We start from the raw sequence: 24,303 nt of genomic DNA on the forward strand, positions 1-24,303 counted from the left end.
AAAAGCTGAGGGCACCATTAGCGTTATTGCATAGGTGCCCGCCAGCGCGATGGCCGGAGGCTAGGCGTAGCGCTCCAAGCGGAACGGCCGTATATCTACCGGCGTTTCCTTGCCCTGGATCAGGGCGGCCATGGTTTCGCCCACCGCCGGGCCGATGCCGAAGCCATGGCCGGAGAAGCCTGAGGCCAGATAGAGTCCAGGCGCCTGGGCGATGGGGGCGATGACCGGCATGGCGTCCGGCGTCACGTCGATGTACCCGCCCCAGGAATGCGCGATGCGCGCCTGCTGGAACACCGGGAAGGCGCGCAGCAGGCGTTCCCAGGCCTGGTCTATGCCGCGTTTGTAAGGCGCGGGGTCGAGCACGCGGCAGCGCTCGTAAGGCGTCTCGCGGTCGGCCGGAAAGCGGCGCGGCGTCGCCAGCTCTTCGAAGAAGCGCTTGCTGAAGCGGATCCGGACCAGGGAATTATTGGCGATCCAGGCGCGCAGGAACTTGCTCATCAGGCGGAAGCTGTCGGGCACCAGCTCGGCCAGCGAGGCCGAGAATTGCGAGACGGTATAGCCGCCGTCGGCGCGTTTGCGGCAGGTGAAGTCCTTGCCATTGATGGCCAGCGAAACGCCGGCGTCGAAGGGCTCGGTGCGCAGCACCGAACCGCGCACCTTCAGCTGCGGGAAGTCCACGCCCAGATTGCCGCAGAACAGGCGCGACCAGCCGCCGGCGGCCACCAGCACCGCCTGCGCGCGCAGCGTGCCGCGTTCGGTGATGACCGTGTCGACGCGGCCGGCGCTGGTCTCCACGCCGCGCACGGCGCAGTTTTCGTATATCAGCGCGCCGGCCTGGCGCGCCAGCGCCGCCACGCCATGGGTCGCGATCTGTGGCTCGGCCACGCCGTCGGCGGCGCTGTAGAGCGCGCCCGTCCACGCGCGGCCGGAACTGGGCAGCAGGCGCAGCGCCGCGTCGCGGCCCAGCATGTCGGCCTCTACGCCATAGGCGCGGGCCTTGCTTAGCCAGCTTTCGTGCTCGGCGGCGTCAGTGTCGTTTTCCTGCAGGTAGACCAGGCCGTTGCGGCGGTAGCCGACTTCGACCTGGGCCTGGATGTCGCGCCAGAGCTGGTTGGCGCGCAGCGCCAGCGGCACTTCGGGCAGGTCGCGTCCCAAGGTACGCACCCAGCCCCAGTTGCGAGAGGATTGCTCGCAGGCCAGCGTGCCTTTCTCGAACAGCGCGCAGCGCACGCCCGCGCGCGCCAGCGCGAGCGCCGTGCTCACGCCTATGATGCCGCCGCCGATGATGGCCACGTCCACCGTGGCCGGAAATTGCGTTTGTGTCGTCATGGCAAAGTGAAAGCGCCAGGGCAAGGGTCAGGCGGGATAGCCCAGCGCGTCGCGCAGGCGATACCAGTTGATGGCCAGCGAGGCGCCGAATTGCCGCGCCGGGTAGAAAGGCATGCGTCCGATGGGCGTGACGGGAAAGTCGAGTTCGTCCGCCGGCACGCCGCGGATGGCGTCGGTCAGCACGCGCCCCAGCGCGGTGCCCATGGCCACGCCGCGTCCGCAGTAACCGTAAGCGGTCCAGACGCCAGGCGCCAGGCGATGCACGCGCGGCAGGTCGTCCATGGTCATGCCTACACGGCAGGCCCAGCCGTGGCGCCAGGCGGCGTCGGCCAGCTGCGGGAAACGCGCGACCGCGGCACGGCGCAGCTGCTCGCCGGTTGACGGATCCAGGCGCTCGGACGAGTGCCCGCGGCCGCCGATGACGAAGCGCCCCTCGGGGTCGATGCGGCAGTAGTAGGTGATCTTGCGCGTCTCGGAGATGCCGGCGCGCAGCGGCAGCAACTGCTCCTGCAGCGCGTGCGGCAGGGGATCGGTGGCGATCTGCGCGCTGGATACGTTGACATACGACTGCGCGACGGCCGGCCATAGGCGGTCGGTGTAGGCATCGGTCGCCAGCACCACATGGCGCGCGTGGACGGCAAAGCCGTTGACGCTCAGCGTCGCGCCGCCGTCAGGCGTGGGCGCGATGGCGGACACTGGCGAGTGGTCGTGCACCGCCGCGCCGGCGTCCAGCGCCGCGCGTGCCAGCCCGCGCGCAAAGGCCAGCGGCTGTACGGCGCCCGCGCGCTTCTCGCGTAAGCCCGCGGGCCAGAAAGAGGATCCGGTGGCCGCGCGCATCGCATCGGCGTCCAGGTATTCGACCTCGCCGCCATGCGCGTTCAATTCCCGCGCGCGGCTTTTGAGATAGCTGCCCGATGCCGCCGAGAACGCGCCCTGGATCCAGCCGTTGCGGGTGGGAGAGCAATCGATGCGCAGGCGTTCGGCCAGTTCGAAAAGATAGTCGGCATTGCCGTAGGCAAAGCGCATCATGCGCGCCGCCGTGTCCGCGCCGAAGCGGCGGATCAGCGCGGCCGGGCCAGGCTTGAAGCCCGGCACCACCTGCCCGCCGTTGCGTCCGGAGGCGCGGTGGGCCACTTCGTGGGACTCGAACAGCGCCACCTTGAAGCCGGCCTCGGCCAGATGCAAGGCGGCCGACAGGCCGGTGAAGCCGCCGCCGACCACGGCGGCGTCGACGTGCAGCGGACCGGCCAGCGCCGGCGAGGCGGCGCGCGCAGGCGCGGTCGCTGCCCACAGCGTGGCTGCGGGCGAAAAAAGATCGTTGTTCATGGTGCCGGAGCTACTGGGCGTGGGTGACGCGCTTGAGGAAATCGCGCATGCGTTCGTTGCGGGGATTGGTCAGCACTTCGCGCGAGGGGCCTTGTTCGGCGATGCGGCCGTTTTCCAGGAACAGAACGCGGTCGGAGACGTTGCGCGCGAAGTCCATTTCGTGCGTGACGATGACCATGGTCATGCCCTTTTCGGCCAGCGTGCGCATCACGGACAGCACTTCGCCCACAAGCTCAGGATCCAGCGCCGAGGTCGGCTCGTCGAACAGGATGGCATCGGGCTCCATCGCCAGCGCGCGGGCAATGGCCACGCGCTGCTGCTGGCCGCCGGAGAGCTGTTGCGGATAGTGGCTCATCTTTTCGGCCAGGCCGACCGACGCCAGGATCTCGCGGCCGCGCGCGGTGGCGGACTCGATGCTCTCGCCCTTGACGTGCACCGGGCCTTCGATGACATTCTCCAGCGCGGTGCGGTGCGGGAACAGGTTGAAGCGCTGGAACACCATGGCCACGCGCTGGCGGATGTTCTGGATGTCCTTGCGGCGCGCGTCCACGGTGACGCCGTCGATCGTGATGCGGCCGCCGTCGTAGCGCTCCAGGCCGTTGATGCAGCGCAGGAGCGTGGACTTGCCGGAGCCCGACGGCCCGATCAGGCAGACCACTTCGCCTTGCTGGATTTCGGCGTCGATGCCTTCCAGCACGCGGTGGGCGCCGAACGACTTGCTGAGGTTTTCGATCTTGATCATTGGCGGCGCCCCAGTCGGCGTTCAAGTTTGCCGATGAAGTACATCATGGGCAGGCTCATGGCCAGGTACATGAGGGCGACCAGCGTGAAGATGGTGGCGCTCTTGAAGGTGGAGGATGCGATCAGCTTGCTCTGCATGGACAGTTCGACCACTGTGATGACGGCCGTCTGCGAGGAGTCCTTGAGCATCATGACCACGTTGTTGCCATATGGCGGCAGCGCGACCTTGAAGGCCTGCGGCAGCACCACGCGGCGCATCAGCTTGGCGCGCGACATGCCCAGCGACTGGGCTGCCTCGAACTGGCCGGGATCGACCGCGTCGATACCCGAGCGGAACACCTCCGACATATACGAGGAGTACGCGATGCCCAGGCCCAGCGCGCCGGCCTGGAAGGCGGTCAGGCTGATGCCGATCTCCGGCAGCACGAAGTACATGTAGAAGAGCACGACGATGATGGGAACGCCGCGGATGATGTTGGTGAGGATGCGGCTGGCGTGCGACAGCGGCGCCACGCCGCTGACCCGCAGCAGGGCCCAGAACAGACCGAGCGCCGTGGCGATGACCAGCGCCGCCGCAGTGATGGCGATGGTCGTCAGCACCCCCTGCATCAGCACCGGGAAGAACTCCGCGGCGTCACTGAAAAATGACTGGAACATCTTGGATACCTGTTAGGCGGCGCGCCGCGGCGGATCGGGCCGCGGCGCTCGGGATCAGGGCGTGACGCCCCACTTCTTCATGATGGCGGCGAGGGTGCCGTCCTGGCGCAGCGCATCGATGGCCGCATTGAGCTGCTTGACGCGTTCGGCGTCGCCCTTACGCACGGCCAGTGCGATGTTGGTGGGCATGGCCGGCTGATAGCTGTCGACGTAGCGCACGTTGCGCACGCCCTGGGTGCGTACCTGGTAGGAGATCACCGGCCCGTCGCCGAAGGCCGCGTCCAGGCGTCCCAGCGCCACGTCGCGCACCAGGTCGGACATGGTTTCGTACATCTTGATTTCCTTGAGGCCGGGCGCGGCCTTCAGCGGCTCGACATAGAGCGTGCCGATCTGCACGCCGACGGTCTTGCCCTTCAGGTCGGCGATGCTCTTGTAGTCGCTCTTGTCCTTCTCCGGCACGATCAGGGCCTCGCCGTACTCCACCACCAGCTGCGTGAAATCCACCACTTCGGCGCGCTGCGGCGTCTTGGCGAAGGCCGAGGCGATGATGTCGATCTTATTGGTCTGCAGGGCAGGCACCAGCGAGGCGAACGGAATCGGCATCACTTCCGCCGTAAAGCCGGCCTGCTTGCCCACGGCGTGGGCGATGTCGATCATCACGCCTTGCAGGGTATTGGTCTTCGGGTCCAGGAAGTTGAACGGCACCGCGGTGGGCGTGGCGCCTACCTTGACGGTCTGGGCGTGCGCGCCCGACAGCGCGGCGGCGCACAGCGCCGTCGCCAACAACGTTTTCAACACTTTGTGCAGCATCGGAATCCCCTTGGAAGCTGGAATCGCGCGCCTGCACGGTGTATCGGACGTCCGATTTCGTCCTTGTCAGGTGCGCATTATCGTATCGAATAGCGATAAGTATATATCGCATGTAGATTTTATAATCTGGCCAAGGAAAGCCTGTCAATCAACTCCGGTTTCGGCTAAGCGCTTTTTATTTAAGGGTTTTCCCGGGATTACCTGCTGCGGTAAAGGTAGAATATGTCAAAAGAACCGCGGCTTTTTCTTGCATTCATTTGAATTGGAATGCAATCTCTGCCTATCGAACACTAATAGACTGGCGGCCTGCGCCGCCCAGCCCAGCCATGAATCCGGAATCCTCCACGCTGTACGTCCAATCGCTGGCCACCGGCATCGCCGTGCTCGATGCGTTTGACGCCGAACACACCTCCATGAGCCTGCCGGACATTGCCGCGGCGGCGGGCATCACCCGCAGCGCCGCGCAGCGTTTCGCGTTCACGCTGGAAGCGCTGGGGTTGCTCAACAAGGACCCTGTCAGCAAGCGTTATTCACTGTCGTCGCGCACGCTGGACGCAGGTTGCCGCTACCTGGAATCGCATCCGCTGCTGGACCGCGCCAATCCCTTCCTGCTGGAACTCAACCGCAATGCCGGAGAAACCGTGAACCTGGCGGAGCCGGCCGGGCAGGACATGATCTATATCGGCCGCTTTCCCAGCCCTTTGCGGCTATTGGTGCACATGCCCGTGGGCCGGCGTATCCCCATGTACTGTTCCTCGACCGGGCGCGTGTACCTCGCCGGCATGAGCGACGAGCAGGCTCTCGAGGCCCTGGAGGCCAGCGAGCGCGTGAAGTACACGGCCAACACGCTGACCGACCTGGACGAGCTGATGGCGCAGATCCGTTTGTCGCGCGAGCAGGGTTATGCCTGCTGCAAAGAGGAGTACTACCGCGGGGATCTGGCGCTGGCGGTGCCGGTCTACGACTTGAACCAGCGCGTGGTGGCGGGCCTGCAGTTGTCCGTGTCGGCGGCCAAGTGGACGGTCAAGCGCGCGGTGTCGCGCTTTGTCCCGATGATGCTGGAAACCGCCCGGCAGATTTCCACGTCGCCGCCCACGCCTCGCGCGCTGACGGCGTTTGGCGGCGGCGCCGCGCGCGATCTGCACGCCGAGCCGCCAGGGCGCGCCAGCGGGCGCAAGGCTTAGGGCTGGCGGCCAGGCAGCGGCGGCTTCAGGCCGCCTGCGGCGCTTTTTCGCCCGGCTCGCCGCGGCGGCCGGGCTTGCCGTACAGCAGGCGCGCGCACAGGAATGCGCTGAGCGCGCCGGGCGCCGCGCCGATGGTCAAGGGGAAGCCGAGTTCTTCCTGCCATGGCCTGCCCTGGGAGATAAAGCCCACCAGGAAAACGAAGCCGTAGACGGCGCCGACCAGCCCCATTGCGGCATAGGCGCGCCAGGACGGATGCGCCGGCCGCAACGCGCCGGCCACGATGCCGCACAGCAGGGCGGGCACGAAGCCAAAGATGTAGAACCAGGGCAGGGCATAGACCAGCATGAGCAGGTTCTCGGGATCCCGGGTCGCGGCCGTCAGCGCGATGATGACGGCTGCGCCGCCAATGGGCGGCGCGGCCACGCCGTAGAGCGCGCCGCCCGCGACCAGGTCGCTGCCCAGGCGCCGGCCGGCGGTGTCCATCGCGCGTTGCCGCTTGCGGCGGTAAGCGATGGCGGCGAGAGCGCCTAGAAGCAGAATGCCGGCCGAGATATATGGGGTCATCGCGTCATGCAGAATGTGGGCGGGAGTGGCATGGCCGGCTTGCCGCTGGGACGCGGCAAGCCGGCGCAACAGGCCTGATGATACCGTGGCGGCCGGCCCGGTTTTCCTGCATGCGCCGCGCCCGCACCGGACGCAGCGCCATCCTGCAGCGGCGCGGCGCTCAAGTCTGGTCGTTGTCGGCGCGCGCGTCGGCGCTGCCGTTCAGCGAGCTGGCCAGCGCGGGGGCTGTTTCGTCCGCCTTGCGCTGTTGCTCCGTGCGCCGCATCAGCCGCTTGCTCACCATGGCGGCGACGAAGGCATTGCGTTGGGCCGCGTCGTAACCAGGGTGGCTGAGTTCGCGTACGTATTCGTTGATCACGGGTTTCATGGATGTTCTCTCGTCTTGAGGCCAGGCAGGGGCCGGGCGTGTGGGCTTGGGTCGGCGCGGACGGCTTGCAGCAGGCGCGCCATGGTGACTTCGGCGCCGGTGTCGGCGGTAGGGAACGCGCGGCTCCAGCGGCGCGCGCGCTGATCCGGCGCGGCGGCCGGAAACTGGACCACAAGGCGCAGCCGCCTCAGGAATGCGCTGTCCAGGTTGGACTTCATGCTGGCGGCCCGCGACGCCAGGCCGCGGTACGACTGCATGGGTTGCAGCAGGTAGCTGACCTCGATATTGGCGTAGCGGTCATGGCTGTCCTTGACGTTCGTGCGCTTGCCGAAGAGGGCGTCGGCTTCGTCGAAGAACAGGACCGCGCCGCGCTGCTCGACCGACTCGAACAGGCGGTTCAGGTTTTCCTCGGTTTCGGCGATGTATTTGCTGACGATCCTGGACAGGTCGATGCGATGCAGAGCCAGTCCCGTCTCGCGCGCCAGTTCCCCGGCAGCCTCGAGCGCCTGCGCCTGCGGGCTGTGCTGGGTGCCGGTGTCCCAAAACGCGAGGATGCGCGGTTCCGCGAGCGGGTTCATGGTGGATTTCCTTCCATTTGTCCGGCTCGTTGCTGGACCCGGATGACCACGAATTCGGCCGGCTTGAGCGGAGCGAATCCCACCAGGATGTTGACCACGCCGCGATCCCTGTCCTGTTGCGTGGTGGTTTCGCCATCGCACTTGACCAGATAGGCATCGCGCGGTGTGCCGCCCTGGAAGGCGCCCTGGCGGAACAGCGCATTCATGAAGGCGCTGACGTTCATCCTGATCTGCGCCCAGAGCGGCTCGTCGTTGGACTCGAACGCGGCCCACTGCGTGCCGCGCAAGAGCGATTGTTCCAGGTAGAGCGCCAGGCGGCGCACCGGCACGTACTTGTATTCCGAGGCGAAATGGTCCGTGCCTTGAAGGGTCCGCGCGCCCCAGCAGACCGCGCCGCGTCCGGCAAAGGTGCGCAGGCAATTGACGCCCAGGGTATTCAGGTTGCGGCTCTCGTCGTCGCTCACTGCGGCGGCCAGCGACAGGACGCCAGCGAGGCCCGCGTCGATGCCGGCTGGCGCTTTCCAGACGCCGCGGTCGCCGTCGGTGCGCGCATACAGGCCCGCGATCGTGCCGCAAGGCGCGGTCAGGCGCGGCAGGCCGTTTTTCAGCGGGTCGGCCGCCCGGGTCCAGGGGAAATACAGCGCGGCATGATCGGATCTGGGCAGCGCCGCGCCCATGACCGCGGCCGCCATGGAAGCCGCGTCGGCCGCCGCGGGCGGCGCATCGATGATCATGAAGGCGTGCCGCTCTTTGCAGTAGGACACGGCATCGGCCAGCACGATGCTGTGCGTGATGCCGGGCAGGCATAGCAGGTTGAAGGAATCGACATCGTCCAGCGCGTAGAGGCCCCGGCGCTGCGCGCGCTGGCTGATGAAAGCAGCATGCGCGTCCAGCGGATCGTTCCGCGCGGGTTGCGCCACGCGCACGACCCAGGCTCTGGCCCCGCCGTTCAGGAAGAACTGAAGCACCGCGTAGCCGAGTTCGCAGCCTTCGGCCAGCCCACCGAACTCGCGTTCGTAGTCGGCGAAGTCCTGGATATGGACCGGCTGGTTGAGCGGTCCGCGCATGGCCGTCCCCAGGAAAGCGGCAACCGAGGTCGGCGCGCCGGCAATGGTGCGCACGCCTGCGGGAATTTCCTGGACATACACCCCGGGATGCGTCAGGGCTGGGACCATGAACTGCTCCTTTCCACGGCGACTTGATGGCGTGAACTTGCAGCAGGAGAGTCTTCGCGGGACGGCCGAAGCGCCGCGGACGGAGAGCCGGGCGGGGGCGCGACACGCCGTAGCGCGCGGGCGTTTGGCGGGCGTTGCGCCGCGCTTCTAGTTGGATTGCAGCGGAAAGGCTATCGGGCAAAAGTAGCAGCCCTGGTGAGATGTTTTATAGAAGGTCTGATAAAAGCGGGCAATAGCTTTTCAGCGGTGTTAACGTTCTGTTGCTTATTCAGAAGCCGGCCCTTGCAGGACGCCTTGCAGAGAGGCCGGCCGAGGCTTGGCCCGTAGCGGCGGCGCTGCGGGAAATCAGAGTGGCCGAAGGCCGGAATGGCGGTCGCGGCCCTCAACGAGGAGCGCGAGATGTGTAGCCTGACCCGACTGTGGCGCATGCATGTTTTCCCGGCAACGTCGTCAGCGCCCGCGAGCCCGCCCGGGCGCCTGTCTCGCCTCGCTCTCGCTCTAGCCGTGGCCGGCATGGCTGCCGGCGCGGGCCTGACGCCGACCGGCGCGGCGCAAGCCCAGGGACAGACCCCGGCGCAAACCGCGCCCGCCCAATCCGATGCCCAGGAAGAGGCCGCGCGTTCGCTGCAATGGCCGCGCAGTTTCGAGGCTGCCGACGGCACGCGGGTGGAGCTCTATCAGCCGCAGATCGACACCTGGACTGCCGACCGCATTACGGGCCGCATGGCGGTGGCGGTCGGCGCCGCCAAGGGCAATCCCACCTACGGCGTGGCAGACTTTTCCGCCCGTGCCGAGGTCAACAAGCCAGCGGGCCTGGTGCATCTGTCGGACATCCGGATCGAACGCGTGCAGGTGCCCACCTCGCCGGAAGCCGCCGCCAAGCTGCGCAGCCAGCTTGAAGCGCGCCTGCCCGCTAAGGGCGTGGTCACGCGGCTTGATGCACTGCAACTGAGCTATACGCTGTCCCAGAACAACCCGGCCACGAAAACCGTCCCGGTGGACAACGCGCCGCCGCGCATCATCTACCGCACGGTGCCGACCGTGCTGGTGCTGATCGACGGCGAACCCGTTTTGGCGGAAGTGCCCGACGCGGCAGGCTGGCGCCGGGTGGTCAACACGCGCGCGCTCATGCTGGCGAACAACGCGGGCCGTTATTTCCTGCAGGCCGCCGGCCATTGGTACGAAGCGGGCAACGCCACCGGGCCGTGGACGGATCTGCCGCAGCCGCCCGCCGCCCTGCTGGCCGCCGCCGACGCGGCGCGCCGCAAGACCGAACCGGACCCGATGCTGCCGCATGGCGGCAAGGCCCCGCACCGGGCGCCCGCCATCGCGGTGTCCACCGCGCCGGCCGAGTTGCTGGTGACCGTCGGCCAGCCTGAAATGCGGCCGGTGCCAGGGACTTCGCTGCTGTCGGTGGCCAATGCCGATCACGCCCTGTTCATGAATCCGGGCGACAACCGCTACTACGTGCTGGTGTCCGGCCGCTGGTTCCGCGGCGCCAGCCTGGACGGTCCATGGTCCTACGTGCCGGGCAAGCAACTGCCGCGCGATTTCGCCCGGATTCCGTCCAAGGATCCGCAGTCGGGCGTGCTGGCATCGGTGCCGGGCACGCCGCAGGCCAAGGAGGCGCTGATCGCCTCGACCATTCCGCAGACCGCCACGGTGTCGCGCAGCGCGGCGAAACTGCAGGTGGAGTATGCCGGCGGCTCCCCGACGCTGCGACCCATCGAGGGGACGGCGCTGTATTACGCCGCCAACTCGCAGGTGCCGGTGATACAGGCCGAAGGCCGCTACTACGCCTTGTCGCGTGCGGTCTGGTTCGTGGCGGATTCGCCCCTTGGCCCGTGGCGCGTGGCCGACCATGTGCCGGCGATCATCTACGCCATACCCGTCAGCTCGCCGCTGCACTACGTCACCTACGTGCAGGTGTACGGCTCCACCCCGCAGAGCGTGGTGTTCGGCTACACGCCAGGCTACATGGGCGTGGTGGCCAGTCCTGACGGCACCGTGGTGTACGGCACGGGCTACGCGTATCCGCCGGTCATCGTGCAGGACACCTGGGTCGGCTATCCGCCCAGCTATGGCTACGACGCGGCTTTCGCCACCGCGACCGGTTTTGCCTTTGGCTTCGTCGCGGGCGAGACCTGGGGGGGCGCCGCGCCTTATTGGGGGCCTTATTGGGGGGCGCCTTATTGGGGCGGCGTCAACGTCAACCAGGTCGACGTCTATGGCGCTTGGGGCGGCTCCGGCGTGGTCACGCACGCGGCCGGCTGGAACGGCTGGACCGGCACCGAATGGCAAGGCACCCACGCCGAGGGCTACAACCCGCAGACCGGCGCAGCGTTCGAAGGCACGCGCGGCGCGGCCTACAACGAGTACACCGGCAATGCGGCTGCCGGGCGGCGCGATGCCTACACCAACCCGACAACGGGGGCATCGGGCGCCGGGCGCGCGGGCGTGGTCGCCAACGACGACGGCCAATGGGCTGCCGGCCGCCAGGACGTGCGCACCAACACGAACACCGGCCGCAGCACCATCTCTTCCGCCACGGCGACCGGCACGGCGGGCGACGGCGTCAGCAGCGTGGATCGGCGCGGCGCCACATACGACCGCAACACGAATAGCGGCATGGCGTGGAACAACGGCAATGTGTACGCGGACCACAACGGCAATGTCTACGAGCACAACGACAACGGCTGGCAACAGCACACGAGTTCGGGCTGGCAACCGGTGCAGCCCAGTGCGCAATCCGGCGGCAATTACCTGAACGGCCAGCGCCAGGCGCGCGACTATTCCGACGACCGCATGGGCGGCGCGGAGGGCGGCGGCTGGCAGGATCGCGGAATGCAGGGCGGCGGTTGGCGCGACCGCGGCATGGGCGGCGCGGAAGGCGGCGGCTGGCAGGGCCGTGGCGGGGGTGGCCGGGGCGGCTGGGGCGGCGGCTTCGGCGGATTCCACGGCGGAGGCTTCCGTCGCTGAGCCGTAGGCCGCCGCATCGGGCGGCACGCAAGGCGGGCGCCGCGCGCATGCGGCCCCGCCTTTCATTCCGGCCGCATTTGCGCAGCTCTGTCACGGCGGTCTAGACTGGCTGCTTCTTATTTTTCACGCACTCCGCCATGGCGCTGCATAGCTGGCTCATCTACCTGGTCGCGGTCATTGGGCTCTCGATAACTCCCGGACCGAACACGCTGCTTGCGCTCACGCATGGCGCGTTGCATGGGCACCGCAAGGCGTTGTGCACCATCGCGGGCGGCGCAGTGGGCTTTGTCGCGCTCATCGCCTTGTCGATGCTGGGCATCAGCGCCTTGCTCAAGGCCTGGGGTCCCGCACTGACCGTCCTGAAGTGGGCGGGCGGGGCCTACCTGATCTGGCTCGGCATCCAACTCTGGCGCGCGCCGGGCGTGCAGTTGCAGCCTGCCCCGGACATGCCCCGCATACGCGGCATGCGCATGTTCAGCCAGGGCCTGCTGTCGGCGATCTCCAATCCCAAGGCCCTGCTGTTCTACGGCGCCTTCCTGCCGCAGTTCATCGATCCTGCCCGCAGCCTGTACACGCAGTTCGCGATCATGGCCGGCACCTTCGTGGTGGTGGAGTTCCTGGTCGAGTACGTGCTGGCGCGCCTGGCGCATCGCGTGCGCCCCTGGCTGGAGCGCGCCGGCCGGCGTTTCAACAAGGTGTGCGGCGGTTTGTTTGCCGCCATGGGTGCGGCGCTGCCGGGGTCTTGATCCCCGGCGGGCCGCGTTGCCGCTTCAGCCCTCAGCCAGCCAGCGCCCGCATTCCGGATCGATCGCCGCCCGAGCGCCATCCATCCGCACCTGTTCCTCATCCAGCCGCGCGGCGGTAGCCGGATCGACATCGAAGGCGATGCCGAGCGCGCTTGCGACGCGAGAGTCCTCGATCGGCAGTTCCCAGGTCAGGAACAATTGCGCCAGTTCCAGGCCGGCCGCGAAGTCGGCCTCGCGAAAACCCGTGACGCCGCGCGGGATGACGGCATGCGGCTGGCAGGTATCGAAGATCATGGCGGTGCCGCGCACGAGCGGAACGCGCAGGCCGGCGGCCGGAAAATGCACGTCCAGGCCCCGGTCTTCGCTCAGGAACAGATTGCAGAAGGCGGCGCCGCCATATTGCCCGCCGTCATGGTGATAGCGGGCGCCGCGGCAAGCCATCAGGGCGATGTCGGCGTTGGCCAGCACGCCGGGCAGTCCTAGCTCTTGCGTCCAGTCGCGCATGGCTTGCAGGCATAGCCCGTACTCGGGCCAGCGCGCCTGCGTGCGGGCCAGCGGCATCTGCTCGACGTCCCCGGGTTCCAGGCACAGGCGCGTGGCCATCTCGCGCTCCCAGTCCGCCTGCAGGCGCGCGGGCGGCGCGGGCACGTCCAGCGTGGCGGCCAGCACCGTGCCGCTGACGCTGCGGCTGCGCATGGCATCGCCGCTCCAGTAAAAGGAAGTCAGGGGGCCGGGCGTGCGGCGCGGGCGCGGAACGTGGTGCATCGGGCTGGCGGATCGGGGCGGGGCGCCGGGCCGGGACCCGCAGGGGAAGCGGCGGCGGCAAGCCGCTATGTTAACGGTCTCATAGTTAACGGCCCCATATCCAACCGCCCATCCTCGGCGTTCCGCCCGCCCGGCGCATGACGGGGGCGCTAGTCCCGCATCAGCGCGGCCAGCCGTTCGACCTCGACCGCCAGGCGGTAGGCGCGCTTCAGGTAAAGCTGGGCGTCGTGCTCCCAGGAGAAGCCTATGCCGCCATGCACCTGGATGGAGAGCTTCACCGCGCGCCGCGCCGCGCTCGCTGCCAGACGAGCGGCCAATGCGGCAAGCCCGGCATCGGCCGAACCACGCTCGGCCAGCAAGGCCTCCACGGCGTAGCGGCTGTTGTCCAACCCGGTCCAGGCGTCAACCAGGGCGTGCTTGATAGCCTGGAATTGCCCGATGGGCCGGCCGAATTGTTCGCGTTCCTTGGCGTAGGCGATGGCCACGTCCAGCGAGGCGCTGGCGGTGCCGACCAGCTGCGCCAGCAGGAAGGCCACATGGTTCTGCAGCGCGGACAAGGCCTGCGCCGAAGGCAGTTCGGCTTGCGCGACCGCAGGTCCGCGCAGGCGGGCCAGCGCCACGGTGGGATCCAGGCCCTGCACGGATTCGAGCATCGCCGGGTCGTAGCGCGCAAGCAGCCAGCCATCGTCCTGACGGCTCAGACGCAGGTATTGGGCCGTAAGTCCATAGGCGTCGATCCAGCCCTGTTCGTCGCCGGCTCGGTCGCAGCGGACACTGGCAGGATGCGCCGCCAGGTCCAGCACGACTTCCGACAGGGCGGGCGTTTGCTCCAGCAGCGCGCTGGCCAGGAACGCCGACGCGCCATACGGAAGGGTGAGCAGCGCGCGTCCGGCCCATTCGCCCATCAGCTGTGTGCCTGGACCGTACTCGGCCTGGAAGGCTTCCGATCCGGCTTCCAGCCAGCCGCCTTCGGCCAGTTCCTTCCACAGGGCGCGCTGGGCGGCGTCGTCCGCGGGCAGGGCGCGGCGGGCGTAGGCGGCGGGATGCTGCTGTTCCAGCAGGCGGCCGAAAGTGGAGGACAGCAGTGTCCTGATTTCGCTATGCATGTTGTCCCCTGTCCTTGGGCAGGCCGAGCAGGCGTTCGCCCACGATATTGCGTTGGATTTCCGAGGTGCCGGCCACGATGGTCTCGGCGCGCGACCACAGGAATTCGCGCAGCACGCAGGCCGTGGCGGCATGGGGCGCCGCCGCCTGCGGGCCGAGGATGGCGGCTTCGTCCAGCAGTTCCAGGCGCTGTTCCCAGATGCGCTGACGGGTTTCGCTCCACAGCAGCTTGAGCATGGCGCCGTCGATGCCGGGCGTATCGCCCGCGGCGACCTGGCGCAGCACGCGGTCCACGCGCCAGCGTATGACCTGGCACAGGTCCGCCAGGTCGCGCACGCGCCGTGCCTGTACGGCGCGTTCGTCCGCGACCAGCGCGGTCTGCGCCAGCGCCTCGGTCAGTTGCCGCAGTTCGTCTTCCAGCTGGACGACGCGCGGCATGAAGTAGATGCCGCGCTCGTACTCGGCGGCGGCCATGGCGATGCGCCAGCCTTCGCCGCACTCACCCAGGATGCGTCCTTCCGGCACCGGCGTCGCGTCGAACAGCACTTCGTTGTAGTCGGCCTCGCCCGTCATCTGACGTATGGGCTCGACCCGCACGCCTTCGGCCTGCATGTCGATGAGCATGAAGCTCAGCCCGCGGTGGGCCTGGCTGTCGGGATCGGTACGCACCAGCGCGAAGCACCACTTGGCCAGATGCGCCTGGGTGGTCCATATCTTGCGGCCGCTGACGCGCCAGCCGGCGGCATCCGGCTTGGCGCGTGTGCGCACCGAAGAGAGATCGGAACCGGTCTGGGGCTCGGAGTAGCCCTGGCACCAGATCTCGCTGCCGTCGCGGATGCCGGGCAGGAATTGCGTTTTTTGCGCGGGCGTACCGAAGCGCAGCAAAGTGGGCGCGAGGATGGCGTGGGCGATGCTGTTGATGGGCTGCGGCGCATGCAGGCGCGCGCACAGTTCATGGAAGGCGATCAGCGTGGCGGTGCTGAGTTCGCGCCCGCCGTACTCGCGTGGCCAGGTAAGCGCAATGAGGTCGGCCTCGCACAGCATGCGGTTCCAGGCCTGGCGGCATTCCTGGGTGTGCGAGGCGGTGACCGGATACTGCTCGCGCAGCTGGGCCAGCGCGGTGCGCAGCCAGGCCTCGGCGTCTTCGAGAAAATGTTCGGTGCGTATCATGGTTGAGAGCAATCAGGAGTTGGGATGCAGGACGCGCGGCGCGTGCGCGATGCGCACGGGCGCGTCGATCCAGCGGTGCAGTTCGGCGGGCGGCAGGCCGTCCACCAGGGCCAGCGGCACGAAGGCCCCGTCGCGCACGTCGAAGATGCCGATGTCGGCATAGACGCGCCCGACCACGCCGGCGCCGGTCAGGGGCAGGGTGCAGCGGCCGCGCAGGCGCGGCGCGCCCTCGCGGGTCAGCGCTTCCATCATGACCCAGACGTTGCGGGCGCCCACGGCCAGGTCCATGGCCCCGCCCACGGACGGCATGGGGTCGTCCGCGCCTAGCGACCAGTTGGCCAGGTCGCCCTGGCAGGAGACCTCGAAGGCGCCCAGCACCGTGATGTCGATGTGGCCGCCGCGCATGATGGAAAAGGAATAGACGTGATCGAAGATGGCAGCGCCTTCGGTGAGCGCGATCGACTGCTTGCTGGCGTTGATGAGATCGCCGTCGGCGATTTCGTGGTCTTGCAGCAGGCGCATGCCGAGAATGCCGTTCTCGCTGTGCAGCTGCACGCCGCGCGCGGGGTCGAGGCGGTCGGTGACCATGGTGGGCATGCCGATGCCCAGGTTGACCACGGCGCCCGCCGGCAGGTCGGCGGCCACCAGGGCGGCCAGTTGCTCGCGTGACAGTCGTTTCATTGCGGGCTCCCCAACAGGCGGTGCACGAACAGGCTGGGCGTGACGATGGCGTCGGGATCGAGCGCGCCGCAGGGCAGGATCTCTTCGACTTCGACGATGGTGTTGCGGGCCGCCATGCACATGACCGGCCCGAAGTTGCGTTGGGCGCGGCGATAGACCAGATTGCCCAACTGATCTGCCCGATGGGCGCGGATGAAGGCGTAGTCCGCGCGCAGCGGCTCTTCCAGCACGTAGCCGCGACCGCCGAACACTCGCGTTTCGCGGCCGTCGGCCAGCGGCGTGCCATAGCCCGTGGGCGAGTAGAACGGCCCCATGCCCGCGCCGCCCGCCCGGATGCGTTCGACCAGGGTGCCTTGGGGCATGACCTCCACGGCCAGGCTGCCCGCCTGCGCCCGCTCACGGATCACGTCATTGCCCGGCATGCGCGGATAGGAGCAGACGATGCGGCTGACGCGCCCCGAGGCCACCAGGGCCAGGAAGCTGGCCTCGCCCGCGCCGGCATTGTTGTTGATCAGGGTCAGGTCGTCCACGTCCTGCTTGGCCAGCAGGCCGGCCAGCAGGCGCGCGGGTATGCCCGAGCCGCCAAAGCCGCCGACGAAGATCACGGCGCCGGACTCGATGCCGCGCAGGGCTTCTTCCACGTTTGCGCAAGTCTTGTCTTTCATCATTGTTCCTCCTTGGTCCACGCCGCGCGGCCTTGGGCGCACAGGGCGCCGGCCTGGCGGCAGGCCAGTGCGATGCCATCGGACTGGGGCCAGAGCGATACCGCCACGTCCAGGCCGGGATAGACCGGCGCCATGAAGCGCAGGTCCAGTTCACCCAGCCGCAGGTCGGGCAGCTGCCGCAGGCAGGCTTCGAGCGCGCGGTTGACCATGCCCAGCAGCGCCGCGCCGTGCAGGATGGGGCGTTCGTAGCCCGCCCGTCGCGCGCTGGCCGGATCCACATGCAGCGGATTGCGGTCGGCATTCAGGCGATACAGCGCGCCCTGGTTGCGGCTGGTGGGCAGGACGATGACACTGTCCGGCGCTGTGGCGGGGGGCGCGGGGATGGGGACGGCCAGCGCGTCGCTGAGCGCGGCGTCGCCGCCCGAGTAGCCGCCGTCGCCGCGGCAGATGTTCAGTTGCTCGATGACGGCGAATTCCTGTCCGGTGGCCGCGTCGCGCAGCGTGCGTCGCGTCACGACGAAGGCGCCCGGACTTTTGTCGGCGATGCGCGTGACCTCCATCTGGCACAAGACCTCGCCGCGCGCCGGCAGGCGCCGCGGGAAGCGCATGCGCTGCTCGCCGTGCACGACCTGGCTCCAGTCCAGGCCGTGGCGCGGATCGCGCATCCAGAACCCGGGGTAGGCCAGCACGCAGGCCATGGCGGGCAGGGCGCGCAGGCCCTGTTCGTAGATGAACCGGGTTTCGTCGCCGACAGGGTCGTCTGCGGCCAGGCCCGCGCCCACGCCCAGGGCATAGAGGATGCAGTCATCTGCGCCGTAGGCCTGGCGTTCGGGCGCGAAGACGTGGGTCTTCAGGCTGCGGTAGTCCAACGCCATGGGAACCTCAGACCGGATCCCAGGCGAACACCTGGGCGGAGGTGTCCAGCGGCATGAAGGAGGCGCGCAGCGCAGCCATGCCGTGTTCGGCGATGCTCTCCGTGGTCCAACCGTCCGAGCGGTGCACCGAGCGCACCGGACGCGACTGGCTCATCAGGAAAATCTCGTTCAGGCGGATGGCGAACACCTGGCCGGACACGTCGGCGGAAGCGTCCGAAGCCAGGTAGCAGATCAGGGGCGCGATGGTCTCGGGTCCCATGCGGCGGATCTTCTCGACGTGGCGCGCCTGCTCCTCGGTCTTGGCCGGGATGGTTTCGGTCATGCGGCTCCAGGCCAGCGGGGCGATGCAGTTCGAGCGCACGTTGAAGGCAGCCATGTCCAGCGCCATGGCCTTGGACAGGCCGACGATGCCGAGCTTGGCGGCGCAATAGTTGGCCTGGCCGCGGTTGCCGATGACCGCCGAGTTGGAAGTCATGTTGATCAGGCTGCCGCCGCCCTGTTCGCGGAAGTGCCGCGCGGCCGCGTGGCTGAGGTTGAAGCAGCCGTACAGATGCACCTTGACCACGGCGTCGAAGTCCTCGGGCGTGAGCTTGTGGAACATCTTGTCGCGCACGATGCCGGCGTTGTTCACGACCGCGTCCACCCGGCCGTAGGTGTCGGCGGCGGCCTCGATGATGCGTTGCGCGCTGGCGTATTCGGCCACCGAGTCGCCATTGGCGATGGCCTCGCCGCCGGCGGCGCGGATATCCTCGACCACCTGCGCCGCCGTGCTTTGCGAGGCGCTGGTGCCGTCCAGCGACACGTTCAGATCATTGACCACCACGCGCGCGCCTTGCGCGGCCAGGGCCACGGCCGCGGCGCGGCCGATGCCGTTGGCCGCGCCGGTGACGATCACTACTTTTCCTTCCAGCATGTCGAATCTCCTTCAGTCCATCCAATTGGTCAGCACGGTGGTGGCCTGGGCGCTCAACACCCCGCCATTGCCATGCACCAGCGCCGTGCGCGCCTGTTTCACTTGCCGCTCACCGCAGTCGCCGCGCAGCTGGCGCACCGCTTCCACCAGGCCGAACATGCTGTACATGCCGGGATGGACGCAGGACAGCCCGCCGCCGTTGGTGTTCACCGGCAGTTCGCCGCCGGGAGCGATGCGTCCGCCCGACACGAAGGCGCCGCCTTCCCCTTTGGCGCAGAACCCCATGTCCTCCAGGAACAGGATGGGATTGATGGTGAAGGCGTCATAGAGCTGCACCAGGTCGATGTCGGCCAGCGCCACGCCGGCCCGTTCGCGCGCCAGGTCGGCGCTTTGTCCGGCCACGGTGCGCGTCAGGTCGGCCATGCAGGCGATCTGGCGATGCGAGTGCGCCATGGCTGTGCCTTGGACGTACACCGGCCGGGCGGCATCGGCGCGTTCCGCGGCCGTCACCACGATGGCGCCCGCGCCGTCGGTCACCAGACAGCAGTCGCGCGCGGTCAGCGGCGAGGAGATCACGCGCGCACCCAGCACGTCGTCGATGGACAAGGGCTCGCGCTTATAGGCTTCCGGGTTCAGCCGCGCCCAGGCGCGCGCGGCCACGGCGACCTCGGCAAGTTGTTCGCGGGTGGTGCCGTATTCATGCATGTGGCGGCGTGTCGCCAGCGCGTAGCTGGTCGGCGGGTTGAAGGGCTGGAATGGCTCTTCGTACGGAAACGGGTCCAGCCGCGCGCGGGCGTCGGAGGTCGCCGAGACACCGTTGCCGCCACGCGGGGAGGCGCCGTATGCGATCACGATATTGCGGCACAGGCCGGCCTGGATCGCCGCCGCAGCGGTCAGCAGGTGGCCAACGAAGGAAGCGCCGCCGATCTGGGTGCTGTCCATGAAGCGCGGGTACAGGCCCAGGTATTCGGACAGCTTGTTCAGCCACATCGACGAGGACAGACTGGCGCTCATCAGGCCGTCGATGTCCTCCATGCGCAGCCCGGCGTCGCGTACTGCGGCATGCACCGCGAGCGAGCTGATCTCCAGGTCGTTCAGACCGCCCGCGTCGCCGATGCCGGCCGTGGCGCAGCCGGTGATGGCGATGGCGCCGCGCAGGTTCTTGTTCCAGTCCGTCATGGCGCTTCCTTTCCGAACACCACGCGGGCGCGCTGCGGGTCGGGCCGCGCCGTCAGCCGCATGCCGATGCGCAGCTCGCCTTCGTCCAGCAGCGTGGACATCATGCGGAAGCCTTCGTCCATGTCGGCCAGGATCACGTTGCGCGCGGGGGCCTGCGGCGTGGCCGGAATTTCCGAATAGGAATAGAGCGTGGCGCCGGCGCGCATGGGTCGCCAGGCATATTCCTGCGAGCGGCAGTGGGTGCAGTGCGTGCGCGGAAAGAAGAACGAGAGCCCGCAGCTGCGGCACACCTGGACCTCCAGGCGTCCCGCACGCAGCGCCTCTGCAAAATAGGCTTCCGCCGACAGCGAGCCGATGCGGACCTCACTCATCCTTGACCCCGGCCTGGCTGATGACGGCCTGCCATTTATCCATTTCGTCGCTGACGAACTTCTGGTACTGGGCCAGATCCATGTCGCCGGGCTCCGAGCCGGTGGAGCGGATGTAGTCCTGCGTGGCCGGCTGCATCACCGACTTGCGGATCTCGCTGTTCAGGGTCTGCACGATGTCGGCCGGCGTGCCGGCTGGGGCATAGACGCCTACCCAGGTGCTGAGGTCGAAACCCTTGTAGCCCAGCTCGTTGAGGGTGGGTACATCCGGGTAGCGCGGCTGGCGCTGCGCCGACGCGATGGCCAGCGGCACGATCTTGCCGGACTGCAGATAGGCGTTGGCGGTCACGGACTCGGCCATGCCGAACGGCACCTGGCCCGACACCAGGTCGGTCATGGCCGGACCCGCGCCGCGGTAGGACACGTGCATCAGCGGCAGCCCGCTCTGCGCGCGCAGCAGTTCGCCCACGATGTGCGGCGCGCCGCCGGCGCCGGCCGTGCCATAGGGCACCGAGGCCTGCTTTTGCGCATAGGCCTTGAAGTCGGCGAAAGTCTTGATGCCCTGGTTGGCGTTGACCAGCAGGAAGTTGGGGCTGACGGCCAACAGCGCCACGGGAGCGAAGTCCTTGCGGGCGTTGTACGGCAGCTTCTTCATGGCGGGGTTGATCACGTGGCTGGTCGCGCCCACCAGGATGGTGTAGCCGTCCGGCTTCTGCCGCGACACGTACTCGGTGGCGATCTGGCCGGTTGCGCCCGGCTTGTTCTCGACCACGAAGGGCTTGCCCAGGCGGGTCTGCAGATCAGCCGCGATGCGGCGCGTCAGGATGTCGGTCATGCCGCCCGGGGCATAGGCCACCACCAGGGTGACGGGCTTGGCCGGATAGGTGTCGGCGGCGGCAATGGCGGGAAGGGCGGCCAGCAGCGTCAGCAGCTGCTTCAGGCCAGGCTTGAGTTTCATGTCGGAGGTCTCCTCGTCCTGCGGGCTGGTTTGCCCTGCTTGGTTATGGCGTCGAGGTGACCTTCCGGATGGCGCATAGGGCGGGGGGCCTCGACGCGCTAATGATGGAAGCGGTCCATCATGCAAACAATTGATTAATTATCATGAAGGCATTCAAGAAAGAGATGAATCGCCAGCCGCCGCGGGCTGCCCCTGTTCTGCAAGATGGGCTTCGAAAGCAGCGAGAAATGCGGCCGCGGCGCGCGACAGCCGGTAGTCGGCACGGCGCAGGACGGACAGCTCATGCAGGGTCTGGGGCCGGTCGGCGATGCACAGCGCCTTCAGCCCCATTTCCTGGCAGACATGGCGCACGTAGCCCGGCATGACCGTGATGCCCATGCCGCCGCGGATCATGGCGAAGGCGGTGGTCAGGCTGCCGGTCTGCGCCACGCTGCGCACCGTCAGTCCCTGGTCCTGCAGGATCTGGTCCATCTTGCGGCGCACGGTGTAGGTGCCGCGCAGCAGGATGTGCGGGTAGCGCGCCAGTTGGCGCCAACGCGCCTCTTCGTATAGCGCCAGCGGGTGGTCGGCCGGCACCACGGCATACATGGGGCCGCGGTAGACGACGCGGCAGTCCAGCCGCGGATCCTGGCTTTCCAGCGCCACCAGCCCCAGGTCGGCCTTGCCGTGCAGGACATGCTCGGTGGCCTCGTCGCCGGTGAGTTCGTGCAGGTCGAAGACGATGTTGGGATGACGCGCATGGAATTGCGCCACCACGGGCGCGATCAGCGTGTGCATCATGATGGGCGAGGCCGCGACGGAGACCTCGCCGCGCTCCAGTCCGGCCAGGCTGCTCAGGCTGCGTTCGGCCGCGCGCAGCGATCCGAAGGTTTCCTGCGCGTAGGCATACAGCTCTGCTGCGCCTTCCAGCAGTTCGACGCCACGCGCGGAGCGCTCGAACAGCGCCATGCCTATCGCCTTCTCCAGTTCGGAGCACAGCTTGCTGACGGTGGACTGCGTCAGGTTGAGCGCCTCGGCGGCGCGGGTGAAGTTCTTCAGCTCGTACACGGCGCAAAAGGCCCGGAGCTGGCGCAGCGTGATACCCATGGTGCGACTCCCGCAAGAGGCGGCTATCGTACCCAAGCCGCCAGCGGTTCGGTATTTATTCCATTCCAGACTTATTTCATGAAAATTACTCGTTTGTTGTGATGAAACCTCGCCCTTAGCATCGGTGACATGACCCTAGCTGGAGTTTCCATGACTGCGCCTATTCCCGCCTTTTCCCATGCCCTCGTGACCCGCGACGCGCGTGGCGTCTATACCCTGCAGATCCACGACGCCAAGAGCCTGAACATCCTGGCCTCGGCGGTCACGCTGAGCCTGACCGAGGCCGCCCGCTGGATTGCGGCCCAGGACGACGCCCGCGCGGTCGTCATCCGCGGTACGGGCGAGCGCGCCTTCGTGGGCGGCGCCAACATCTATGAAATGGCCGAGCTCGATCCGCAAGGCGCGCGCGAGTTCATCACCCGGCTGCGCGACCTGTGCGACGCCGTGGCCGCGATCCCCGTTCCCACCATTGCCCGCATTCCGGGCTTCTGCCTGGGCGCCGGCATGGAGCTGGCCGCGGCCTGCGACATCCGCCTGGGATCGACGGACGCGGTCTTCGGCATGCCCGAAGTGCGCGTGGGCATTCCGTCCGTGATCCATGCCGTGCTGCTGCCGGCCATCATCGGCCCTGGCCCCACCAACTGGCTGCTGTTGACCGGCGAGACCGTGGACGCGGCCCAGGCCCGCCAGTGGGGCTTCCTGGAATTCGTCAGCGAAACCGGCGCGCTGGACGCCCTGGTCGAACGCACCGTGACGCCCATCGCCGAAAGCGGCCCGCGCGCCGTGCGTTCGCAGAAGGCGCTGCTGCGCTACTGGAGCGAGTCCAGCGTCGAAGCCGGCCTGGACCGCAGCGTGGCGGCGTTCGGCGAGGCCTTCACCAGCGACGAGCCGCGCCGCTACATGGCGCCCTTCGTCAACCGCAAGAAGCACCAGGAGGCCAAGTAATGGCCGGCCCGCTCGCGGGCGTGCGCGTCATCGACATGACGTCGGTGGCCATGGGGCCGTACGGCACGCAGATCCTGGCAGACATGGGCGCCGAGGTCATCAAGGTCGAGGCGCCCGAAGGCGACGTGTTCCGAACCTCCGCCCCGGCCGCGAGCCCGGGCATGGGGCCGGCCTACCTGAATCTCAACCGCAACAAGTACAGCGTGACGCTGGACGCCAAGACGCCGGCCGACCGCGACAGCCTGCTGCGCCTGATCGACGGCGCCGACGTGTTCGTGTCCAACGTGCGCCCGGCGGCCCTGGCGCGCCTGGGCCTGGACGCGGATACGCTGCGCGCGCGCAACCCGCGCCTGATCCATTGCTCGGCCGTGGGTTTCGGCCAGGACGGCCCCTATGCGGCGCGCCCGGCCTTCGATGACATCATCCAGGCCATGAGCGGCCTGGCCGACCTGCAGGGCCGCAACAGCGGCGCGCCTGCCTACGTCAACACTATCCTCGCCGACAAGGTGGCGGGGCTGACGCTGGCCTACGCCATACCCATGGCGCTGTACGAGCGCGAGCGTTCGGGGCAGGGGCAGGCCGTCGAAGTCCCCATGTTCGAGACCCTGGTGTCCTTCACGCTGATCGAGCACATGAGCGGCCACAGCTTCGTGCCGCCGCGCGGACCCATGGGCTACAGCCGCGTGCTGTCGCCGCAGCGGCGTCCCTACCGCACGCGCGACGGCTACCTGGCGCTGCTGCCATACACCGACGCGCAGTGGCGGCGCTTCTTCGCCCTGGCCGAACGCGCCGACCTGGCGGCGGACGCGCGCTATGTCGACGCGTCCTCGCGCGCGCGGCACTTCGACGAGCTCTATCAGGACCTGGCGGACATCGTCGCCTTGCGCGGCACCGGGGAATGGCTGGCGCTGCTGGCGGACGCGGACATTCCGCATTCGCGCGTGAACACGCCGGAAGCCCTGTTCGAGGATCCGCATTTGAAGGCGACGGGATTTTTCCAACGCGTGGAACATCCGACCGAAGGGCCGCTGATGGCCGCCGGCATCCCGGTGCGCTTCTCGCGCACCCCGGGCGAGATCAGGCGCCAGGCCCCGCGCCAGGACGCCGATCGCGATATGCTCGAGCCTGCGCGCTGAG

The 24,303-nt window shown here is 68.2% G+C and carries 25 protein-coding genes; 5 read left to right on the forward strand and 20 right to left on the reverse strand.

Annotation, left to right across the window (positions count from 1 at the left end; translation table 11 throughout):
- Positions 1-60 precede the first annotated feature (60 nt).
- From NGK62_RS17400 to NGK62_RS17420, 5 genes are read right to left on the reverse strand one after another with little or no spacing between them, the layout of a single operon-like run.
- Positions 61-1,329, reverse strand: coding sequence for an NAD(P)/FAD-dependent oxidoreductase (locus tag NGK62_RS17400; RefSeq protein WP_251879374.1), 1,269 nt, complete (start codon positions 1,327-1,329; stop codon positions 61-63).
- A 27-nt stretch (positions 1,330-1,356) separates the two neighbouring features.
- Positions 1,357-2,655 (reverse strand): NAD(P)/FAD-dependent oxidoreductase, encoded by a 1,299-nt coding sequence (locus NGK62_RS17405; RefSeq protein WP_251879376.1) that lies wholly within the window; start codon positions 2,653-2,655, stop codon positions 1,357-1,359.
- Between the two features lie 10 nt (positions 2,656-2,665).
- Entirely contained in the window at positions 2,666-3,397 is a 732-nt protein-coding gene (locus tag NGK62_RS17410; protein ID WP_059378677.1) for an amino acid ABC transporter ATP-binding protein, read from the reverse strand.
- Entirely contained in the window at positions 3,394-4,053 is a 660-nt protein-coding gene (locus tag NGK62_RS17415; protein ID WP_054451769.1) for an amino acid ABC transporter permease, read from the reverse strand. The genes NGK62_RS17410 and NGK62_RS17415 overlap by 4 nt, the downstream gene beginning before the upstream one ends.
- Before the next feature lie 54 nt (positions 4,054-4,107).
- A complete protein-coding gene (locus NGK62_RS17420) occupies positions 4,108-4,863 on the reverse strand; it encodes a substrate-binding periplasmic protein (protein WP_059378678.1) in 756 nt (251 codons plus the stop codon).
- Between the two features lie 326 nt (positions 4,864-5,189).
- On the opposite strand from NGK62_RS17420, the gene NGK62_RS17425 reads away from it, so the two are divergent.
- Positions 5,190-6,047: an IclR family transcriptional regulator gene (locus NGK62_RS17425; RefSeq protein ID WP_059378680.1), complete on the forward strand. Its 858-nt coding sequence runs from the start codon at positions 5,190-5,192 to the stop codon at positions 6,045-6,047.
- Between the two features lie 25 nt (positions 6,048-6,072).
- Here the strand turns inward: NGK62_RS17425 and NGK62_RS17430 are convergent, their stop codons facing one another.
- From NGK62_RS17430 to NGK62_RS17445, 4 genes are all read right to left on the reverse strand, one after another.
- The gene (locus tag NGK62_RS17430) at positions 6,073-6,612 is read right to left on the reverse strand and encodes a hypothetical protein (protein ID WP_118931280.1); all 540 of its coding nucleotides are present in this window, start codon (positions 6,610-6,612) and stop codon (positions 6,073-6,075) included.
- 160 nt (positions 6,613-6,772) lie between these two features.
- On the reverse strand, positions 6,773-6,979 hold the full coding sequence (locus NGK62_RS17435) for an LSm family protein (protein WP_251879378.1): 207 nt from the start codon (positions 6,977-6,979) through the stop codon (positions 6,773-6,775).
- On the reverse strand, positions 6,976-7,557 hold the full coding sequence (locus tag NGK62_RS17440; RefSeq protein ID WP_251879380.1) for an ATP-binding protein: 582 nt from the start codon (positions 7,555-7,557) through the stop codon (positions 6,976-6,978). The genes NGK62_RS17435 and NGK62_RS17440 overlap by 4 nt, the downstream gene beginning before the upstream one ends.
- Positions 7,554-8,732 carry a phage tail sheath family protein gene (locus NGK62_RS17445; protein ID WP_251879382.1) on the reverse strand — a complete coding sequence of 393 codons (1,179 nt, stop codon included), beginning with the start codon at positions 8,730-8,732 and terminating at the stop codon, positions 7,554-7,556. Before NGK62_RS17445 ends, NGK62_RS17440 begins: the two co-directional genes overlap by 4 nt.
- Before the next feature lie 513 nt (positions 8,733-9,245).
- Between NGK62_RS17445 and NGK62_RS17450 the strand changes: the two genes are divergently transcribed.
- Positions 9,246-11,711, forward strand: coding sequence for a carbohydrate-binding family V/XII (locus tag NGK62_RS17450; RefSeq protein WP_251879384.1), 2,466 nt, complete (start codon positions 9,246-9,248; stop codon positions 11,709-11,711).
- Between the two features lie 137 nt (positions 11,712-11,848).
- Positions 11,849-12,457 (forward strand): LysE family translocator, encoded by a 609-nt coding sequence (locus NGK62_RS17455; RefSeq protein WP_054451758.1) that lies wholly within the window; start codon positions 11,849-11,851, stop codon positions 12,455-12,457.
- Positions 12,458-12,481: 24 nt separating this feature from the next.
- On the opposite strand, the gene NGK62_RS17460 is transcribed toward NGK62_RS17455, so the two are convergent.
- The 11 genes from NGK62_RS17460 to NGK62_RS17510 form a co-directional block, all read right to left on the reverse strand.
- Complete coding sequence (locus NGK62_RS17460; protein WP_251879386.1) at positions 12,482-13,222, reverse strand: hypothetical protein; 741 nt, start codon at positions 13,220-13,222, stop codon at positions 12,482-12,484.
- 149 nt (positions 13,223-13,371) lie between these two features.
- The gene (locus NGK62_RS17465; RefSeq protein ID WP_251879388.1) at positions 13,372-14,328 is read right to left on the reverse strand and encodes an acyl-CoA dehydrogenase family protein; all 957 of its coding nucleotides are present in this window, start codon (positions 14,326-14,328) and stop codon (positions 13,372-13,374) included.
- A complete protein-coding gene (locus tag NGK62_RS17470) occupies positions 14,321-15,496 on the reverse strand; it encodes an acyl-CoA dehydrogenase family protein (protein ID WP_251879390.1) in 1,176 nt (391 codons plus the stop codon). The genes NGK62_RS17465 and NGK62_RS17470 overlap by 8 nt, the downstream gene beginning before the upstream one ends.
- Positions 15,497-15,508: 12 nt before the next feature.
- Positions 15,509-16,177 carry a CoA-transferase gene (locus tag NGK62_RS17475; protein WP_118932925.1) on the reverse strand — a complete coding sequence of 223 codons (669 nt, stop codon included), beginning with the start codon at positions 16,175-16,177 and terminating at the stop codon, positions 15,509-15,511.
- Positions 16,174-16,842, reverse strand: a complete 669-nt coding sequence (locus NGK62_RS17480; protein ID WP_118932926.1) for a 3-oxoacid CoA-transferase subunit A — start codon at positions 16,840-16,842, stop codon at positions 16,174-16,176. Before NGK62_RS17480 ends, NGK62_RS17475 begins: the two co-directional genes overlap by 4 nt.
- Positions 16,842-17,717 carry a MaoC/PaaZ C-terminal domain-containing protein gene (locus NGK62_RS17485; protein ID WP_118932927.1) on the reverse strand — a complete coding sequence of 292 codons (876 nt, stop codon included), beginning with the start codon at positions 17,715-17,717 and terminating at the stop codon, positions 16,842-16,844. Before NGK62_RS17485 ends, NGK62_RS17480 begins: the two co-directional genes overlap by 1 nt.
- 7 nt (positions 17,718-17,724) lie before the next feature.
- Positions 17,725-18,630: an SDR family NAD(P)-dependent oxidoreductase gene (locus NGK62_RS17490; protein WP_059378701.1), complete on the reverse strand. Its 906-nt coding sequence runs from the start codon at positions 18,628-18,630 to the stop codon at positions 17,725-17,727.
- A gap of 12 nt (positions 18,631-18,642) precedes the next feature.
- Positions 18,643-19,809, reverse strand: coding sequence for an acetyl-CoA acetyltransferase (locus NGK62_RS17495; RefSeq protein ID WP_251879393.1), 1,167 nt, complete (start codon positions 19,807-19,809; stop codon positions 18,643-18,645).
- Positions 19,806-20,180: a Zn-ribbon domain-containing OB-fold protein gene (locus tag NGK62_RS17500; RefSeq protein WP_251879394.1), complete on the reverse strand. Its 375-nt coding sequence runs from the start codon at positions 20,178-20,180 to the stop codon at positions 19,806-19,808. Before NGK62_RS17500 ends, NGK62_RS17495 begins: the two co-directional genes overlap by 4 nt.
- Positions 20,173-21,135, reverse strand: a complete 963-nt coding sequence (locus NGK62_RS17505; RefSeq protein WP_118932931.1) for a tripartite tricarboxylate transporter substrate binding protein — start codon at positions 21,133-21,135, stop codon at positions 20,173-20,175. Before NGK62_RS17505 ends, NGK62_RS17500 begins: the two co-directional genes overlap by 8 nt.
- Before the next feature lie 153 nt (positions 21,136-21,288).
- Positions 21,289-22,221, reverse strand: a complete 933-nt coding sequence (locus NGK62_RS17510) for a LysR family transcriptional regulator (RefSeq protein ID WP_251879397.1) — start codon at positions 22,219-22,221, stop codon at positions 21,289-21,291.
- Positions 22,222-22,371: 150 nt separating this feature from the next.
- On the opposite strand from NGK62_RS17510, the gene NGK62_RS17515 reads away from it, so the two are divergent.
- Both NGK62_RS17515 and NGK62_RS17520 read left to right on the forward strand, forming a co-directional pair.
- Positions 22,372-23,166 carry an enoyl-CoA hydratase gene (locus tag NGK62_RS17515; RefSeq protein WP_251879399.1) on the forward strand — a complete coding sequence of 265 codons (795 nt, stop codon included), beginning with the start codon at positions 22,372-22,374 and terminating at the stop codon, positions 23,164-23,166.
- Positions 23,166-24,302 carry a CaiB/BaiF CoA transferase family protein gene (locus NGK62_RS17520; protein ID WP_059378713.1) on the forward strand — a complete coding sequence of 379 codons (1,137 nt, stop codon included), beginning with the start codon at positions 23,166-23,168 and terminating at the stop codon, positions 24,300-24,302. The genes NGK62_RS17515 and NGK62_RS17520 overlap by 1 nt, the downstream gene beginning before the upstream one ends.
- Position 24,303 lies beyond the last annotated feature (1 nt).

It is taken from the genome of Achromobacter sp. Marseille-Q4954 (assembly GCF_943737025.1).
GTDB lineage: Bacteria > Pseudomonadota > Gammaproteobacteria > Burkholderiales > Burkholderiaceae_B > Achromobacter > Achromobacter bronchisepticus_A.